General features: G+C 61.0%; 2 protein-coding genes. One reads left to right on the top strand and one right to left on the bottom strand.

Annotation, left to right across the window (positions count from 1 at the left end; genetic code table 11):
* A partial coding sequence (pbpG, locus tag AAAB16_RS16995) for a D-alanyl-D-alanine endopeptidase (RefSeq protein WP_340664382.1) occupies positions 1–770 on the top strand: 770 nt, incomplete at its 5' end.
* 129 nt (positions 771–899) lie between these two features.
* On the opposite strand, the gene AAAB16_RS16990 is transcribed toward pbpG, so the two are convergent.
* Entirely contained in the window at positions 900–1787 is an 888-nt protein-coding gene (locus tag AAAB16_RS16990) for a LysR family transcriptional regulator (RefSeq protein WP_340664383.1), read from the bottom strand.
* Positions 1788–1904: the final 117 nt, after the last annotated feature.

The following is a 1904-nucleotide window of genomic DNA, read 5'->3' as shown; positions in this document are numbered from 1 at the left end:
CCAACGAAGTGCTGTATTCCAGCAACCCGGACAAAGTGGTGCCTATCGCTTCGGTCACCAAGCTGATGACCGCCATGGTTACCCTGGACGCCAAACTGCCGATGGAAGAAGTGCTGCCGGTGAAGATTCAGGACGTGGCCGAGATGCGTGGGGTGTTTTCCCGGGTCAAAGTCGGCAGCCTGGCCACCCGCCACGAGATGTTGTTGCTGGCGCTGATGTCTTCGGAAAACCGCATGGCTGCCAGCCTGGCCCATCACTACCCAGGCGGTGTCACCGCCTTTGTTAACGCCATGAACGCCAAAGCCCGCGCCCTGGGCATGACCCACACCCGTTATGTCGAACCGACTGGCTTGTCGGAGCGTAACGTCTCCAGCGCCAGCGACTTGGTCAAACTGCTACGCGCCAGCCAGCAATACCCGCTGCTCGGCCAGCTCAGCACGACGCCGGAAACCACCGCCAGCTTTAAAAAGCCCAACTACTCCCTGGGCTTTCGCAACACCAACCACCTGATCTACAAAGCCAACTGGAACATCCAGCTGACCAAAACCGGCTTTACCAACGAAGCCGGCCACTGCCTGGTGATGCGCACTACCATGAACAACCGCCCGGTGGCGTTTGTGGTGCTGGACGCGTTTGGCAAATACACCCATATCGCTGATGCCGGGCGTTTGAAGACCTGGGTCGAGACCGGGCGGGTATCGCCGGTGTCGGCGGCGGCGTTGGCCTATAAGCGCCAGAAGCAGGGCGCGCATCAGCTGGCTGCGGACTAAGCGCGCCATTCCCCCTCCACCGTCGTCCCCGCGCAGGCGGGGACCCAGGATGTCCCCACGAACATCTTTGCCTGAGCCATTTTGCGTCGCGATTTCTCCACCGCGCGCCTGCGCAGGGAAGACGGATTGTTACAGCTTCATCTGCTCACTGACGTAATCGAGAAAACAGGTGATCCGCGAGGCCAGCGCGGTGTTGCGGTAGTACACCGCGTGAATCGGTTGTTGCACATCTACGGTGTGCGCTTCCAACACCTGCACCAACCTTCCCTCGGCGCGGTCCTGCGCCGTCATAAAGTCCGCTAGGCAAACAATTCCCGTGCCCTCCAAGGCCAGTTGCCGCAGCGTCTCGCCACTGGAGGCTTTGATGCTCGGCGTGATCGGCCAATTCAGCCCCATGGCATGGCGCAGCGGCCATTGGTTAAGGCTGTCGGGCTGGGTAAAGCCGAGCAGACTGTGTTCGCTTAGGTTTTCCACGCTAGTGGGGTGGCCATGGGCGTTGATGTAGCCGGGACTGGCCAACATCCGCAGTCGATTGCTGCCCAGTGGCCGCGCATGCAGGGTGGAGTCGCGCAATGGGCCGATACGGATGGCCAGGTCGGTGCGCTGTTCGATCAGGTCGATGATCTGGTCGCTGCTGTGCAGTTCCAGCTCAATCTCCGGATACAACGCGCGAAAGCCTGGCACCAGTGGCACGATCACGTGCAGGACAAACGGCGAGGCGGCGTTGACCCGCAGGCGCCCGGCCGGGCGTTGGCGGCGCAGGGCCATCTGCTCTTCGGCTTCTTCCACGCTGGCGACGATTTTGCGCGCCTGGTGCAAAAAGGCCTGGCCCTCTTCGGTCAACTCCAGGCGCCGCGTGGTGCGTTGCAACAAGGTGACTTCGAGCTTTTCTTCCAGCCGGCTCAGCGCGCGGCTAACCCCCGAGGTCGTTTGCCCAAGTTGCTCGGCCGCTGCGGTAATTGAGCCGCTATCGACTACCGTAGTGAAAGCGAGCAGTTCGTCGAGGGTGGTTTTCATTGTTGACCCTGAGTCAATGGATGAGCCGTAACGGCTGCGCGTGGTGCAGGAGTGTGACCCGGAATTCAAGTTGAGTACCAGTTGTTCGGCTGAAAGAGTGGCTTGGATGGCGAACTC

This window comes from Pseudomonas sp., from assembly GCF_037994325.1.
In the GTDB taxonomy this organism is placed as follows: Bacteria; Pseudomonadota; Gammaproteobacteria; order Pseudomonadales; family Pseudomonadaceae; genus Aquipseudomonas.
Note: the sequence above shows the minus strand (reverse complement) of the source record. Positions and strands in the feature narration are given on the sequence as shown.